The sequence below is a fragment of the Burkholderia sp. MSMB617WGS genome (assembly GCF_001532025.2).
In the GTDB taxonomy this organism is placed as follows: domain Bacteria; phylum Pseudomonadota; class Gammaproteobacteria; order Burkholderiales; family Burkholderiaceae; genus Burkholderia; species Burkholderia savannae.
In genome coordinates this window covers 3939444-3954836 of record NZ_CP013457.1, presented here as the reverse complement: position 1 = coordinate 3954836, position 15393 = coordinate 3939444, and the positions used below count along the sequence as shown (strand labels likewise).

At 67.4% G+C, this 15393-nt stretch carries 15 protein-coding genes; 7 read left to right on the top strand and 8 right to left on the bottom strand.

What is annotated here, in order from left to right:
* Positions 1–62: 62 nt before the first annotated feature.
* The 8 genes from WT60_RS19400 to WT60_RS34570 all read right to left on the bottom strand — a co-directional run bounded on the left by WT60_RS19400 (position 63) and on the right by WT60_RS34570 (position 6968).
* A complete protein-coding gene (locus tag WT60_RS19400) occupies positions 63–1463 on the bottom strand; it encodes an amino acid permease (RefSeq protein WP_059583831.1) in 1401 nt (466 codons plus the stop codon).
* Between the two features lie 210 nt (positions 1464–1673).
* A complete protein-coding gene (gene rqpR / locus WT60_RS19395; RefSeq protein WP_038748495.1) occupies positions 1674–2330 on the bottom strand; it encodes a response regulator transcription factor RqpR in 657 nt (218 codons plus the stop codon).
* Positions 2327–3169, bottom strand: coding sequence for an ATP-binding protein (locus tag WT60_RS19390; protein ID WP_038748494.1), 843 nt, complete (start codon positions 3167–3169; stop codon positions 2327–2329). Before WT60_RS19390 ends, rqpR begins: the two co-directional genes overlap by 4 nt.
* A gap of 416 nt (positions 3170–3585) precedes the next feature.
* Complete coding sequence (locus tag WT60_RS19385; protein ID WP_038748492.1) at positions 3586–4356, bottom strand: ferredoxin--NADP reductase; 771 nt, start codon at positions 4354–4356, stop codon at positions 3586–3588.
* Positions 4357–4569: 213 nt separating this feature from the next.
* Positions 4570–5223 (bottom strand): LysE family transporter, encoded by a 654-nt coding sequence (locus WT60_RS19380; RefSeq protein WP_038748490.1) that lies wholly within the window; start codon positions 5221–5223, stop codon positions 4570–4572.
* A 64-nt stretch (positions 5224–5287) separates the two neighbouring features.
* Positions 5288–6100 carry an endonuclease/exonuclease/phosphatase family protein gene (locus WT60_RS19375; protein ID WP_038748489.1) on the bottom strand — a complete coding sequence of 271 codons (813 nt, stop codon included), beginning with the start codon at positions 6098–6100 and terminating at the stop codon, positions 5288–5290.
* 6 nt (positions 6101–6106) lie between these two features.
* Positions 6107–6676, bottom strand: a complete 570-nt coding sequence (locus WT60_RS19370; RefSeq protein WP_060355802.1) for a hypothetical protein — start codon at positions 6674–6676, stop codon at positions 6107–6109.
* A complete protein-coding gene (locus WT60_RS34570; protein ID WP_186448550.1) occupies positions 6663–6968 on the bottom strand; it encodes a hypothetical protein in 306 nt (101 codons plus the stop codon). Before WT60_RS34570 ends, WT60_RS19370 begins: the two co-directional genes overlap by 14 nt.
* A gap of 108 nt (positions 6969–7076) precedes the next feature.
* Here WT60_RS34570 and WT60_RS19365 point away from each other — a divergent pair, with 108 nt between their 5' ends.
* The 7 genes from WT60_RS19365 to WT60_RS19335 all read left to right on the top strand — a co-directional run bounded on the left by WT60_RS19365 (position 7077) and on the right by WT60_RS19335 (position 15393).
* A complete protein-coding gene (locus WT60_RS19365; protein ID WP_038748485.1) occupies positions 7077–8057 on the top strand; it encodes an AAA family ATPase in 981 nt (326 codons plus the stop codon).
* Positions 8058–8128: 71 nt separating this feature from the next.
* Positions 8129–9241: an NAD(P)/FAD-dependent oxidoreductase gene (locus tag WT60_RS19360; RefSeq protein ID WP_082759355.1), complete on the top strand. Its 1113-nt coding sequence runs from the start codon at positions 8129–8131 to the stop codon at positions 9239–9241.
* A 143-nt stretch (positions 9242–9384) separates the two neighbouring features.
* Positions 9385–9699 (top strand): high-potential iron-sulfur protein, encoded by a 315-nt coding sequence (locus WT60_RS19355; RefSeq protein WP_038748484.1) that lies wholly within the window; start codon positions 9385–9387, stop codon positions 9697–9699.
* Between the two features lie 234 nt (positions 9700–9933).
* Positions 9934–11226, top strand: coding sequence for an MFS transporter (locus WT60_RS19350; RefSeq protein ID WP_059583842.1), 1293 nt, complete (start codon positions 9934–9936; stop codon positions 11224–11226).
* A gap of 406 nt (positions 11227–11632) precedes the next feature.
* A complete protein-coding gene (locus WT60_RS19345) occupies positions 11633–13261 on the top strand; it encodes an ABC transporter substrate-binding protein (RefSeq protein WP_059583845.1) in 1629 nt (542 codons plus the stop codon).
* A 111-nt stretch (positions 13262–13372) separates the two neighbouring features.
* Positions 13373–14383 (top strand): ABC transporter permease subunit, encoded by a 1011-nt coding sequence (locus tag WT60_RS19340; protein WP_038748478.1) that lies wholly within the window; start codon positions 13373–13375, stop codon positions 14381–14383.
* A 92-nt stretch (positions 14384–14475) separates the two neighbouring features.
* Positions 14476–15393, top strand: coding sequence for an ABC transporter permease subunit (locus tag WT60_RS19335; protein ID WP_059643434.1), 918 nt, complete (start codon positions 14476–14478; stop codon positions 15391–15393).

The window sequence follows — 15393 nt, the reverse complement described above, 5'->3', positions numbered from 1 at the left end:
GGCTCGGGCGGCGCGGCGAGCCGTGCGATTGGCCCGCCGCGCGCATGGCGCGAAAAAGCGCGTCAGTGCTGCGCGCCGTGCGCGAGCTTCGAGTGACGGCGCGAGTACGCGAAGTACACGACGAGGCCGATCACGAGCCACGCGCCGAACGCGATCCACGTGACGGGCTGCAGGTTCAGCATCAGGAACAGGCACGCGGCGACGGCGAGAATCGGCACGATCGGCACGCCCGGGCAGCGGAACGCGCGCGGCAGATCCGGGTGCGTGCGGCGCAGCACGAGCACCGCGATCGACACCATCGAGAACGCGGCGAGCGTGCCGATGTTGATCAGCTCGGCGAGCACGTTGAGCGGGATCAGCGCCGCGATGAGGCCGAAGAACAGGCCGACGAGCCAGGTCGTCAGGAACGGCGTCGCGAAGCGCGGATGCACGCGCGAGAGCGCGGCGGGCAGCAGGCCGTCGCGCGACATCGCGAAGATGATCCGGGTCTGGCCGTAGCTCATCACGAGAATCACGGTCAGCATGCCGATGACGGCGCCGAGATCAATGAAGCCCGCGACCCACTTCTCGCCCGCGACTTGCAGCGCGTACGAGATCGGGTGCGAGATGTTCGCGTACTGCGCCCACGGCACGATGCCCGTCGCGATCGCCGCGACCGCGACGTACAGGAACGCGCACACGCCGAGCGAAGCGATGATCCCGATCGGCAGATCGCGCTTCGGGTTCTTCACTTCCTCGGCCGCCGACGACACCGCGTCGAAGCCGATGAACGCGAAGAACATCACGGCCGCCGCGCCGAACACGCCGTTCCAGCCGTGCGGCATGAACGGCTTCCAGTTCGCGGGCGTCACGTGGAAGACGCCGACGGCGATCACGAGCAGCACGACGGCGACCTTGATGAACACCATGATGTTGTTCACGCGCGTCGATTCGCGAATGCCGATCGACAGCAGCGTCGTGATGACGATCATCACGAGGAACGCGGGCAGGTTGAAATAGGTGACGACGCCCGGCAGCGCGCCCGGTGCGGCGGAGAGCGCCGCGGGCAGCGACACGCCGAAGCCTTGCAGCAGCGATTGCAGATAGCCGGACCAGCCGACCGACACCGCGGACGCCGCCAGCCCGTATTCGAGCATCAGGTCCCAGCCGATGATCCACGCGACGACCTCGCCGAGCGTCGCGTACGAATACGTGTAGATCGAGCCGGCGACGGGGATCGTTGATGCGAATTCGGCGTACGACAGCGCGGCGAGGCCGCACGCGATCGCCGCGATCACGAACGCCAGCATCAGCGCGGGGCCGGCCTGCACGGCGCCCGTGCCGGTCAGCACGAAGATGCCGGTGCCGATGATCGCGCCGATGCCGAGAAAGGTGAGGTCGACCGCGCCGAGCGCCTTCTTGAGGCCGGCCGCGTGCGCGCCGGCGATCATGCGGTCGACGTTTTTCTTGCGGAAGAGAGACATTGCGAAGGGTGACCGGAAACGCGAGGCGCGCGCCCGGATAAGTGGAAAACCCGCCATTTTAGCGGATGTCGCGCGCTTGCCCGCGCCGGACGGCGCGCGTTTGCGACGTGAGTCGCAAAAAAAATCGTCCAATGAAAACAATCGTTTGCGGTCGGCGCGGCGTTGCGCCGCAGGGCGTGCGCGCCGCTTCGGACACGCGCGCCCCCGGCGCTACGCGCCGATCGCCGGGTTCATGTCGACGAGGCGGTTGCTCATCACGTAGAACGTCAGCTCCGCGTTGTTCGACAGCTTCATCTTCTCGAGCAGGCGCGTGCGATAGACGCTGACCGTCTTCACCGACAGCGACAGCGCGAGCGCGATGTCGGTGAGCCGCTTGCCCGACGCGATCATGCAGAGCGTCTGGTACTCGCGGTCGGACAGCTTCTCGTGCGGCAGCGGCTCGTTCTCGAACGACACGTATTCGGCGAGCGCCTCGGCCATCGCCGGGCTCACGTACTTGCGGCCCGCGGCGACCTGGCTGATCGCCGACACCATCTGCACGGCGTTGACGGTCTTCGACAGATAGCCGGCCGCGCCCGCCTTCAGCGCACGCACCGCGAACTGATCCTCGCGGTACATCGAGAACATCAGCACCGGCGTGCGCGCCAGCTTGCGCTTCAGGCGCTTGAGCACCTCGATGCCGTTCATGTCGGGCAGCGAGATGTCGAGGAGGATCACGTCGAACGTGCTCTTCTCGGTGATCGCGAGCGCCTCGCTGCCGGATTCGGCCTCCATGACCTCGCGCGCGATGCCGCGGTCGATCAGCAATTGGCGAATGCCTTGGCGGACGATCGCATGATCGTCGACGAGCAGGATCTGCAGGCTCATCTTGCCTCCCGGCGCATCCTGCGCGCGACGGCCGGCGCGTGCGCGGCGGCGACGAGCGCGTCCCACGCGAAGCGCGCGCGCAGCACGGTGCCCGCGCCGCTCGGGCGCGGCGAGACGAGCTCGAGCGTGCCGCCGAGCGCCTCGCAGCGCGCGCGCATGCTGCCGAGCCCATAGCCGCGGCGGCGCGCGGCGGCGATGCCCACGCCGTCGTCCGCGACGACGAGGCTCAGATGCGTGTCGTCGACGTCGATCCGCACGTCGGCGGCCGACGCGTGCGCGTGCTTCGCCACGTTTGCGAGCGCTTCCTGCGCGACGCGGAAGACGGCGAGCGTGCCGTCGGCGCGAAGCTGCGTGACGCGCGCGTCGGCCGCGCAGACGAAGCTCGTGCGCAGGCCGGTGCGCGCGCCGTGCGCGCCGATCCACGCGGCGAGCGCGCCGACGAGCCCCGCTTCGAGCGCGGGCGCGCCGAAGCCGTCGATCAGGCGCCGATTCGCGGCCGTCGCGGCGTCGAGCGCCTGCTGCGCGAGCGCGAGCGCGCGCCGGCACGCGTCGGGCGCGTCGTCCGGCAGCCAGGTTTCGACGTTCGCGAGCGCGAAGCGCGCGGCGGTGAGATCGGCGCCGAGGCCGTCGTGGAGCTCGCCCGCGAGATGGCGGCGCGCGGATTCGTCTGCGGCGACGAGTTCGGCGGACAGTTGCGCGACGCGCGCGCCGAGCCGCTCGGCGGCGGGCGCGCGCGCGGCGGGGCGGGAAACGAAAGGAATGCCGACCTCGGGTGCGAGGTCGCTCGCCGACGCAGCGGCGGCGCTTGCAATCGACGGCGCAATAGACGGCGTATCCATGACTCTCCCTTTCTGTTCAGAAAGCTATTCAGATACCTACTGAAACGATTGCGAACCGCCGCAGCCGGTACGACCTGTCGGCGGCTAAGTCAGCAATGCGCCGTGGAAACACTATTTACATCTTGTAACAATTAGTCTGGCGCTGTAACAGCACGTGGGACCGTTTTCACACGCCGCGCATGATATCGCAGAATTATAGGAAAAGTCATACGGGGCGGACGTTTAAAGGCGATCGTTACGCCTCGGGATGTTCCCGATGTAGGACAAACACCGACAGACAATTTCGGCAAAATAACGCGAAGTTGTAACGATGTTGAGATACAAATATGACATTTTGTAACTCTGTTGCAGAGATTCGGCATAAAAAAACCGGAGCGCGAGGCTCCGGTTTTTTTTGATCTGGATTAAACGCGGGATCAGTCGACGAACGCGCGCTCGATCACGTAGTGGCCGGGGGCGCTGTTTTTGCCCTCGACGAGGCCCGCCTTCTTCAGCAGCTCGGTCGTGTCCTTCAGCATCGCGGTGCTGCCGCACAGCATCACGCGGTCGTGCTCGGGCGAGAACGGCGGGGTGTCCAGATCCGTGAACAGCTTGCCGGACGAGATCAGATCGGTGATCCGGCCTTCGTTCTCGAATTCCTCGCGGGTGACGGTCGGGTAGTACACGAGCTTCTCGCGGATCACTTCGCCGAGGTACTCGTGGCCCGGCAGGTCGTTCTTGATGAAATCCATGTACGCGAGCTCGCCCTTCAGGCGGCACGTGTGCGTGAGGATCACCTTGTCGAAGCGGTCGTAGATGTCCGGATCGCGAATGATCGACATGAACGGCGCGAGGCCCGTGCCCGTCGACAGCATCCACAGCGTCTTGCCGGGCAGCAGGTTGTCGGCGACGAGCGTGCCCGTCGGCTTCTTGCCGATGAGGATCGAATCGCCGACCTTCAGGTGCTGCAGCCGCGACGTCAGCGGGCCGTTCTGCACCTTGATGCTGAAGAATTCGAGATGTTCTTCGTAGTTCGGGCTCACGATGCTGTATGCGCGCGTGAGCGGCTTGCCGTCGACTTCCAGGCCGACCATCGTGAATTCGCCGTTGTTGAAGCGCAGGCCTTGGTCGCGGGTGCAGGTGAAGCTGAACAGCGTGTCGGTCCAGTGGTGGACGGACAGGACGGTAGCGGTGTCGAATTTGCTCATGGATTCGGAAACGGACGCGTATAACGGGCCCCAAAACGGGCAAAAAACCGAGGGCGTCGGCCCGATCGCGGATCGGCCGGCCGGCGCGTCGGACACGCGCCTTCTCGATGAGAGACGATTGAGGAACTTGTTATTTTACCCTGCTTGCGGCACGCGCGGGCTTGCCCCCCGCGAGCGCGCGGATTTGGCGCAACGCATTCTTTCCGGCGACGCTCATCGGTCGGCCGCGAGCTTCGCGCCGAGACCGACGAGCGCCGCCCCGCACAGCGCGTCGAGCGGGCGCCGCACGCGCCGGTAGCCGCGCTGCGCGCGCGGGTTCGCGAACAGGTACGCGACGCCGCAATACCAGCCGCCCGACATCGCGCCGATCGCCAGCAATGTCGCGCCGTCGAACCACAGCGGGACGTGCGAGGGCAGCATCGCCGCGAACACGCTGGTCCAGAACGCGCACGATTTCGGGTTCGTCAGGCACGTGAAGAGGCCCGTGCGGTACGCGTGCAGGTAGTCGCGCATCGCGGGCGGCGGCAGGGCGGCGCAGGCGTCGCCGGCGCTGTCGGATGCGGGCGCCGGCTCGCGCCGCGCGCTCGCGCGCAGCAGCTTGATGCCGAAATACACGAGATAGGCCGCGCCGCCGATCCGGATCGCCTCGTACAGCCATTCGACCTGGTGCAGCACGGCCACGAGCCCGAGCATCGCGAGCGTCGCCCACGTGAGCGACGCGGTGCCGACGCCGAGCGCCGACACCGCGCCGAGGCTGCGGCGGCCCGACAGCGACAGCTGCGAGATCATGAAGATGTTCGGGCCCGGCGTGACGAGCGCGACGAGGTAGACGGCACAGATTTGCAACAGGATCGGCAGCAGGTTCATGGCGGCGCGGGTTCGAAAACGGGGCAAGCCGTTAATGTAGCAGCGCGCCGCCGCGCCGCCGCGCTCACGGCGAATCCAGCCGCAGCCGCGCGATGTACGGCAGATGATCGGACAGCCAGGCGGTTTCCTCGCCGGGCGCGCGCCATTCGATCGGCGTCATGCCGCGCACGAACATCTTGTCGAGCGCGAGCGCGGGCGAGAACGCCGGAAACGTGCGGCCCGATTCGCCGAGCAGCGTCGCGACTTCGGACAGGCCGATGTCGCCGAATAGCGAGATCGAGTCGTTGCGCCAATCGTTGAAGTCGCCGGCGAGCACGAGCGGCCCCGCGCCCGCGTGGCGCTCGATCCAGTGCGCGATCCAGTGCATTTGCCGCAGCCGCGCGGCGCGCGTGAGCGCGAGGTGCGCGCACAGCAGCGTGACGGGCGCGCCGCCCGCGAGCGTCGCGCGCGCAACGAGCAGGCCGCGGCGCTCGAAGCGGTGCGCCGAGATGTCCCAGCGGCCGCCGAGATCGAGCGGGTGCGGCGACAGGATCGCGTTGCCGTGCCGCCAAGAGGGCTTGAACACGTTCGGCCCGAGCGCGATTTGCCAGTCGAGCGCGCGCGCGATCTCGGTCGCCTGGCAGTGCCAGACGTCGTCGACGGGCTCGGCCATCGGCGTGCCGAAGCCGGACGCGAGCACCGGTCGCGGCATGCGCCGCGCCATCGCTTCCTGCAGGAAATAGACGTCCGCGTGCGTCGCTTCCACCCAGCTGCGCATCGCGTCCCACGCGGTGAAGCCGAGCGGCGAGCGGCCCTTGTGCAGATTCCAGCTCACCGCCGTGATCTCGTTCTCGGCAGGCAGCGGCTCGGCGAGCGGCAGGGTGTCGGGCACGTGCATGATCGATCAGTCCCCGACGACGCGCGCTCGCACGCGATAGACGAGTTGCGGGTTGCGCTCGGCGAGGGTCCAGTCTGTCCACTGGGCGGCGCGCGCATCGAGGGCCGGATGGCTCGCGACAATTCGACGCGGCGGCGGGCGCGTGCACGGCGCGCCGGTGGACGGCGCGGCGCCGTCGTCGGCGAGCGTTTCCTGCGCGTCGATCGCGAGCGCGACCGCGTTGCCCTCGACGTACAGCGGCGCGACCGTGATCGTGCGCGACAGGCCGGAGGCGGGGGCGCCCGCGGCCGACGCGGCCGCCGGTGCGGCGCCGCACCCGGCGGGCGCGACGGGAATGCCGTGCGTGTCCGAGCGGGCCTGGCCGACGGTGGTCTTCTGCTCGAACGTGTCGATCGTCTGGCCGTCGCGTACCACCTGGATCTCCCAATCGATCACGGGCTGCGGGCCGCTCTGTGCATGCGCGCCGAACGCGGCGGTGCCAAGCGCGCCGGCAACGCCGGCTCCGAGTACGAATTTTCCGGCGCGGGCGAGCCGGGAGGCAGGACAGGCGGGCATCTTACGCTTAAACGAAATCATCGAACTTCCGACCGCGCGGGTTTTTGCTCGGTTCATCTTTCGCACGCGGCGCCGTTATCGGGGACATCGACGACATGTGCGCGGCGTGCGGATTTTCAAGCATCGGGCGGCGCGGCAAACGGGCGCGCCGCGCGGGCGCGGGCGCGAGCGGCGAATGCGGCGGCGGCGCACGCGGCGCGCGCCGCGCGCGCCGCGCGCGCACGCGTTGCGGACCGCGGTTTGCGGCGCGATGCGCACGACGTGAACTCACGATCATACGCGCGGCGCGTGCCGCGTGCAGCATCGCGGGCATGTTAGCAGCAGCCCCAGACGGCTGCTCGCTTGCAGTGGACGCCGGGCTGGCTACACTGAAATCGAAGGGGTCTGATGGGCAGGCAGCAGTAGCAAGGCGAGGTGGGCGATGACGACGGCGATGGTGAAACAGGAACTGGCGGTGGCGTCGTTCAGCACGGTCTACGATCTGGACCGTGTCGAGACGGCGCTGAACGATCTGAACGAAGGTGCGAGCGATGCGCTGCGCGCGACCTACGAGAAGATGCTGAAGACGGGCAATCTGCGCTTTTGCGTGAAGCCGACGCGGATGCCCGCATTCGATTCGCTCGCGGAGGAATTGCCGAACTTCGCCGAGCTGCTCGACGACGTGCGCAAGCAGGTGGCGCTCTGCCTGGAAACCGACGACCGCCTCGAATTGATGCCGATCCTCCTGCTCGGCGAGCCGGGCATCGGCAAGACGCATTTCGCGAAGGCGCTCGCGAAGATGCTCGGGACCGCTTACCACTACGTGCCGATGAGCTCGCTCACGGCGGGCTGGGTGCTCTCGGGCGCGTCGTCGCAGTGGAAGAACGCGAAGCCGGGCAAGGTGTTCGATGCGCTCGTCAACGGCTGCTACTCGAACCCCGTGATCGCGATCGACGAGATCGACAAGGCGGGCAGCGACGCGCAGTACGATCCGCTCGGCGCGCTGTATGCGCTGCTCGAGCACGACACCGCGTGCGCGTTCGTCGACGAATTCGCCGAGGTGCCGATCGACGCGGGCAACGTGATCTGGATCGCGACCGCGAACGACGCGAGCGCGATTCCCGAGCCGATCATGAACCGGATGAACGTCTACGAGATCGAGCCGCCCGACGCGTCGGGCGCGCGCCGCATCGCGCAGACGATCTACGGCGAGATCCGCAACGCGCATGCGTGGGGAAGGCGCTTTCCCGACGCGCTCGGCGACGATGCGCTCGACGTGCTCGCCGCGATGCAGCCGCGCACGATGCGCCGCGTGCTGCTGCACGCGTTCGGCGCGGCGCGGCTCGACGGGCGCGACGCGATCGCGCCGCACGACATCCGCACCGGCGAGAGCGCGGGGCGCCGCCGGCCGATCGGCTTTTGACGGGCGCCACGCGCACACGCTTCGTGCGACGTACAATCGTATGTCCTGCCTTCGAAGCGTGAGCGACGCGAATGACGATGGAGCGGATTGACTGTGTGGTGATCGGCGCCGGCGTGGTCGGCCTCGCGATCGCGCGCGAGCTGGCCGCGCGCGGACGCGAGACGCTGATCCTGGAGGCGGCCGACGCGATCGGCACGGGCACGAGTTCGCGCAACAGCGAGGTGATCCACGCGGGGCTCTACTATCCGCGCGGATCGCTGAAGGCGTCGCTGTGCGTGCACGGGCGCGACCTGCTGTACGACTTCTGCGAGACGCACCACGTGCCGCACCGGCGCTGCGGCAAGCTCGTCGTCGCGACGTCGCCTTCGCAGGTGAAGCAGCTGAAGGCGATCGCCGCGCGCGCGGAGGAAAACGGCGTGCTCGATCTGCTCACGCTGTCGCGCGACGAAGTGCAGGCGCTCGAGCCCGAGCTCGAATGCATCGAGGCGCTGTTCTCGCCGAGCACGGGCATCGTCGACAGCCATCAGCTGATGCTCGCGCTGCTCGGCGACGCCGAGCGCGGCGGCGCGTCGTGCGCGCTGCGCTCGCCCGTCGAATCGATCGACGCGGCGGGCGGCGGCTTCGTCGTGCGCGTCGGCGGCGCAACGCCGACCGAAGTCGAAGCCGCATGCGTGATCAACAGCGCGGGGCTCGGCGCGCAGGCGCTCGCGAGGCGCGTTCGCGGGCTCGATTCGCGCTGGGTGCCGCCCCTTTATCTCGCGCGCGGCAATTACTTCAGCCTGGCCGGCCGCGTGCCGTTCGCGCATCTCGTCTATCCGGTTCCGGACCGGGCCGGGCTCGGCGTGCATCTGACGCTCGATCTCGCCGGGCGGGCGCGCTTCGGGCCCGACGTCGAATGGATCGACGCGCTGCGCTACGACGTCGATCCGCGCCGGGCAGAAGCGTTCTACACGTCGATCCGCTCGTATTGGCCGGGATTGCCCGACGGCTCGCTGCAGCCGGCGTACGCGGGCATCCGCCCGAAAGTCGCCGGGCCGGGCGAGCCCACCGCCGATTTCGTGATCCAGGGCGTCGCGCAGCACGGCGTGCGCGGGCTCGTGAACCTGTTCGGCATCGAGTCGCCCGGGCTCACCGCGGCGCTCGCGATCGCGCAGCGCGTCGGCGAAATGGCCGCGCGCAAGTAGCATGCGTAGGTTGCATGACGATTTCTTGTTTTCGATTGGCTTATCTTCGGAATTACCCGCGTCACATTTGGGTGCATGAGCGGTATGCTTGTGCGCTGCTGCCGCTAGAGCAGCGACAACCCACAATGTTGGAGCGAATTCCCATGAAAACGTCCCGCCGGAGTTTCCTGATCACGAGCGTCGGGGCCGTGTCGGCGCTCGCGCTCACGCGCGAAGCGTTCTCGGCCGATCTGCCGATGCTGTCCGAAAGCGATCCGACCGCCGTCGCGCTCGGCTACAGGGCCGACGCCACCAAGGTCGACAAGGCGAAGTTCCCGAAGTACGCGGCAGGCGAAGCCTGTTCGGGCTGCATGCTGTATCAGGGCAAGAAAGGCTCGGCGTCGGGCCCGTGCGGCGCGTTCCCCGGCAAGCAGGTGGCGGCGAAGGGCTGGTGCAACGCGTTCACGAAGATGGCATGACGCAAACCTGAAGCGGCGCGCGGCGGTCTCGCGCCGGCGCGCCGCGTCGCATCGAAGCGCAAAACGCCCGCCGTCCGACGACGGCGGGCGTTTTTTATTGCTTGAAATCGATTCCTCCGCTTTCTACACTCGCTCAACGGCAGTCGGCGCGGCTTCCGCCTTTTTTCGGCGGCGATATCGGCGCGCGACGCACGACGACATCACACAAAGGCACGACGACAGCGAGGGGCGAGGATGGCATCCGTTGCGGCTTCGACGAAAACGGCGGGACAGGCGCTGAACCGGCGCGCGGTGGTGGCGGCCGTGATCGGCAACGCGCTCGAGTGGTACGACTTCATCGTCTTCAGCTTCATGACGGTCGTGATCGCCGAGCTGTTCTTTCCGACCAGCCGCGAGTATTCGTCGCTGCTCCTCACGACCGCGACGTTCGGCGTCGCCTTCTTCATGCGGCCGATCGGCGGCATCGTGCTCGGCCTCTACGCGGATCGCGCGGGGCGCAAGGCGGCGCTGTCGCTCGTGATCCTGATGATGACGTTCGGCATTCTCCTGATCGCGATCGCGCCGCCCTACGCGGCGATCGGCATCGGCGGGCCGCTCCTCATCGTGCTCGGACGCCTGCTGCAAGGCTTCTCCGCGGGCGGCGAATTCGGCAGCGCAACCGCGCTCCTGATCGAAGCGGCGCCGTTCTCGCGGCGCGGCTACTACGGCAGCTGGCAGATGGCGAGCCAGGCGGCGGCGCTGCTGTTCGGCTCGCTCGTGGGCGCGGCCGTCACGCGCGGCCTGTCGACCGAGGCGCTGCACGCATGGGGCTGGCGCGTGCCGTTCCTGCTCGGGCTCGTGATCGGGCCGGTCGGCTTCTACGTGCGCCGCCATCTCGTCGATTCCGAAGCGTTCCTGCATGCGCGCGCACGCGGGCGGCGCGTGACGCTTCGCGACGTGTTCGCGCAGCACGGGCGCGCGGTGACGTGCGGGCTCGGCGCGGTGATCGCGCTCACCGTGACCGTCTACGTGCTCATCAGCTATCTGCCGACGTTCGCCGTCAAGCAACTGAAGCTGCCTTACGCGCAGTCGTTCTACGCCGTGATCGTCGGCAATCTGCTGTTGACGGTGCTGTCGCCCGTCGCGGGCGCATGGTCCGACCGGATCGGGCGCAAGGGGCTGTCGCTGTGGGCGCTCGGGCTGACGCTCGTGATGATCTATCCGCTCTTCCTCTGGCTCGACGCGTCGCCGAGCATCGCGCGGCTGATTCTCGTGCAGGCGATCCTGTCGGTGACGCTCGCCGGCTACTACGGACCGTTCGGCGCGATGATCGCCGAGCTCTTTCCGGCGAGCGCGCGCTCGACGGGCCTGTCGCTCGCGTATAACGTCGCGGTGATGGTGTTCGGCGGCTTCGGGCCGTTCATCGTCACGTGGCTCATCAAGACGACGGGCACGCCGCTGGCGCCGACCTATTACGTGATGGCGGGGCTCGCGCTGTCGTTCGTCGCGATCGCGTTCGTGCCGGCGAGAAGCGCCGATCTCGATTGACGGCGGCGGGCCGCGCGGCTGATGTGCGGCTGATACGTGGCCGATAGGTGGCCGATGCGCGGCTGATACGCGGTCGATACGCGGTCGATACGCGGTCGATGCGCAAGACGTCGGCGCGAACGCGCGCCAATAAAAATCGCGCAATCCGTATCAGTCACGTATCGAACCCGATTCATCGCCGAAGACCGTTACGAAAAAACGAAGATATCAGGGATAACGCTGATCGCGGCGAATCGTGCCGAATGAGCTCGGCGGCGCACGCGCCGCGCGCGGCCCGGCAGCGCGTTTCGCGATCGTGCGCGCATGACGAATGGTTTTTTCTCCAGCTTGTTCCTCTTACGAAAGCTCAAGTAATATCCGCGTACGCTGGCCTAGGCCGGCCTTGAACTGGAGACCTGGAGGAAACATGGAACATAATCGTCTGTTGCGCGCGCTGCGTGTTACCGCCATCGCGGGCGTCGCAGCGGCATCGTTCGGCGTCGCGGGCTCTGCATTCGCACAGATCCCGAACAAAACGCTCGTCTACTGCTCAGAAGGCAGCCCGGCGGGCTTCGATTCCGCGCAATTCACGACGGGCGTCGATTTCACCGCGTCGACGTTCCCGATCTACAACCGCCTCGTCGAATTCGAGCGCGGCGGCACGAAGGTCGAGCCCGGCCTCGCCGAGAAGTGGGACATTTCGTCCGACGGCAAGGTCTATACGTTCCATCTGCGCCACGGCGTCAAATTCCATAACACCGATTTCTTCAAGCCGACGCGCGAATTCGACGCGGACGACGTCGTATTCACGTTCGAGCGGATGCTCGATCCGAACCAGCCGTTCCGCAAGGCCTATCCGGTGTCGTTCCCGTACTTCACCGACATGGGCCTCGACAAGCTGATCGTCAAGATCGAAAAGGTCGATCCGTACACGGTGCGCTTCACGCTGAAGGAGCCGAACGCGCCGTTCATCCAGAACCTCGCGATGGAGTACGCGTCGATCCTCTCCGCCGAATACGCGGATCAGCTGATGAAGGCGGGCAAGGCGGCCGACATCAACCAGAAGCCGATCGGCACGGGCCCGTTCATCTTCCGCAGCTACACGAAGGACGCGACGATCCGATTCGACGGCAATCCTGATTATTGGAAGAAGGGCGCGGTGAAGATCTCGAAGCTGATCTTCTCGATCACGCCCGATCCGGGCGTGCGCGTGCAGAAGATCAAGCGCAACGAGTGCCAGGTGATGAGCTATCCGCGGCCCGCCGACATCGCGACGCTGAAGGCCGATGCGAACGTCGACATGCCGTCGCTGCCGGGCTTCAATCTCGGCTATCTCGCGTACAACGTGCAGCACAAGCCGGTCGACAAGCTCGAGGTGCGCCAGGCGCTCGACATGGCGATCAACAAGAAGGCGATTCTCGAATCCGTCTACCAGGGCGCGGGCCAGGCGGCGAGCGCGCCGATGCCGCCGACGCAATGGTCGTACGACAAGAACCTGAAGGCCGCGGCCTACGATCCGGCGAAGGCGAAGGCGCTGCTCGCGAAGGCGGGCTACCCGAACGGCTTCCCGATCACGCTGTGGGCGATGCCCGTGCAGCGCCCGTACAACCCGAACGCGAAGCTGATGGCCGAGATGATCCAGGCCGACTGGGCGAAGATCGGCGTGCAGGCGAAGATCGTCACGTACGAGTGGGGCGAGTACATCAAGCGCGCGCATTCGGGCGAGCACGACACGATGCTGATCGGCTGGAACGGCGACAACGGCGACCCCGACAACTGGCTCGGCACGCTGCTCGGCTGCGAGGCGGTGAAGGGCAACAACTTCTCCGAGTGGTGCTACAAGCCGTTCGACGAGCTCGTTCAGAAGGGGCGCGTGACGACCTCGCAGGACGGCCGCACGAAGATCTACACGCAGGCGCAGCAGATCTTCGCGCAGCAGCTGCCGTTCTCGCCGATCGCGAACTCGACCGTCTATCAGCCGGTGCGCAAGAGCGTCGTCGACATGCGGATCGAGCCGCTCGGCTATGCGCGCTTCGACGGCGTCAGCGTGAAATAAGCGCGTTGGTGCGCCGTTAGGCCGACTGCACGATAATCACCGGCGACGGGGGGCCATGCGCTCCTCGTCGCCGGTCGCACATTTCCCCCCAAGAAAATATCGAGAAGCGTCATGTTCCGATTCGTCTTGCGCCGCGTGGGCATGGTGATCCCGACTTTCATCGGCATCACGGTGCTCGCGTTCGCGCTGATTCATCTGATACCGGGCGACCCCATCGAAGTGATGATGGGCGAGCGCGGCGTCGATCCCGCAATGCATGCGGAGGCGTTGCATCGCCTCGGGCTCGACGAGCCGCTGCCCCTCCAGTACCTGCACTACGTCGGCCGCGCGCTGCACGGCGACCTGGGCATGTCGATCATCACCAACACGAGCGTGATGGGCGAGTTCCTCGCGCGCTTTCCCGCGACGGTCGAGCTGTCGGCCTGCGCGCTCGCGTTCGCGCTCGCCGTCGGGCTGCCGGCCGGCGTGTTCGCCGCGCTCAGGCGCGGCACGATCGTCGATCACGGCGTGATGGGCACGGCGCTCACCGGCTACTCGATGCCGATCTTCTGGTGGGGCCTCATCCTCATCATGGTGTTCTCGTCCACGCTCGGCTGGACGCCCGTGTCGGGCCGCATCGCGGTCGAGTACGAGATTCCCCATGCGACGGGCTTCATGCTGATCGACACGCTGCTCTCCGGCGAGGAGGGCGCGTTCGCATCGGCGGTGAGCCATCTGATCCTGCCCGCGATCGTGCTCGGCACGATTCCGCTCGCGGTGATCGCGCGGATGACGCGCTCGTCGATGCTCGAAGTGCTGCGCGAAGACTACATCCGCACCGCGCGCGCGAAAGGGCTCTCGCCCGTGCGCGTCGTCGTCGTGCACGCGTTGCGCAACGCGCTGATCCCGGTCGTCACGGTGATCGGCCTGCAGGTCGGCACGCTGCTCGCGGGCGCGGTGCTCACCGAGACGCTGTTCTCGTGGCCGGGCGTCGGCAAGTGGCTCATCGACGCGATCGGACGGCGCGACTATCCGGTCGTGCAAGGCGGCATCCTGCTGATCGCGACGCTCGTGATCGTCGTGAATCTCGTCGTCGATCTGCTGTACGGCGTGTTGAACCCGCGCATTCGCCATACGAGGTAATCGAACATGCATCCCCACACTCGTATTCATCCGCTGCCCCGGCGCTCGACCGCCGCGGCCGCAATCGCGCGCGTGGCCACGCGGGAGGCGCAATGAGCGACATGCAAAACGCGATGCCGTCGCAGGGAGCGGCGCTCAGCGGCCGCGTGCTCGCGCTGCGCGAATTCTGGGCGAATTTCTCCCGCAATCGCGGCGCGGTCGGCGCGGGCGTCGTCGTGCTCGTGCTGGTCGTCGTCGCGCTGCTCGCGCCGGTGCTCGCGCCGCACAGCCCGATCGAGCAGTACCGCGACCACGTGAAGATTCCGCCCGCGTGGCTCGAGGGCGGCAACTGGCAATTCGTGCTCGGCACCGACGAAGCGGGCCGCGACATTCTCTCTCGCCTGATGTACGGCGCGCGGATGTCGTTCTGGATCGGCTTCGTGTCGGTCGTGCTCGCGCTGATTCCCGGCGTCGTGCTCGGGCTCGTCGCCGCGTTCTTCCAGAAGTGGGCCGACACGCCCGTGATGCGCGTGATGGACGTGCTGCTCGCGCTGCCGTCGCTGCTGCTCGCGGTCGCGGTCGTGGCGATCATCGGCCCGGGCTTGACCAACACGATGTTCGCGATCGCGATCGTCGCGCTGCCCGCGTACGTGCGCCTGACGCGCGCGTCGGCGCTGGGCGAACTGCAGAAGGAGTACGTGACGGCGTCGCGCGTCGCGGGCGCGGGCACGCCGCGCCTGATGTTCTCGCAGGTGCTGCCGAACTGCACGGCGCCCCTCATCGTGCAGGCGACGCTCGGCTTTTCGTCGGCGATCCTCGACGCCGCCGCGCTCGGCTTCCTCGGCCTCGGCGTGCAGCCGCCGACGGCCGAGTGGGGCGCGATGCTCGCGTCGGCGCGCGATTACATCGACAATGCCTGGTGGATCGTCACGATGCCCGGCCTGTCGATCCTGATCTCGGTGCTCGCGATCAACCTGCTCGGCGACGGGCTGCGCGACGCGCTCGATCCCAAACTCAAACGGATGGCGTGA